The organism is Acetobacter cerevisiae (genome assembly GCF_001580535.1).
Classification (GTDB): domain Bacteria; phylum Pseudomonadota; class Alphaproteobacteria; order Acetobacterales; family Acetobacteraceae; genus Acetobacter; species Acetobacter cerevisiae.
Genome location: NZ_LHZA01000002.1, coordinates 1 through 583 on the forward strand (window position 1 = coordinate 1; position 583 = coordinate 583).

The window sequence follows — 583 nt, forward strand, 5'->3', positions numbered from 1 at the left end:
GCGGACAACCCGACAGGCTGGCAGGGAAAAATCAACCTCGATCGCCAGTCCTTCACGATTGAAGTCATCCAGAATGTTCAGGAGCCGAAAAGCACGTCCATCCATCAGCCTGTCCGCCATAAAATCCATGGACCAGACCCTGTTGGGAAGGGCCGGAACCGACAGCTTATCAGGCTTTTCGCGAACCAGACGCCTGCGGGGTTTAATCCGCAGGTTGAGTTCCTGTTCCCGATAGATCCGATAAACCCGCTTATGATTCCAGACATGTCCCTGCACATTGCGCAGATACAGGAAACACAGACCAAATCCCCATCTCCTGTGAGCCTGGGTCAGTCCCACCAGAAGAGCAGCAATCCTGTCGTTCTCCGCTGCCAGTCGCGGACGATAGCGAAAGCAGGTCTCGGATATCCCAAAAATCCGACAGGCCAGCGCAATGCTGACCTCATGATGCGCCACAGCTTGTGCGGCCAGTTCCCGGCGCTGGGCTGGCCGCTTCATTTTTTTCCAAGGGCTTCCTTCAGGATATCTGTCTGCATGCTCAAATCCGCATACATGCGCTTCAGCCGACGGTTCTCCTCTTCCA

At 55.2% G+C, this 583-nt stretch carries 1 pseudogene; it reads right to left on the reverse strand.

The annotated features are described in order from the left end of the window. A pseudogene (locus AD928_RS00010) lies at positions 1 to 583 on the reverse strand (IS3 family transposase); the annotation flags it as partial.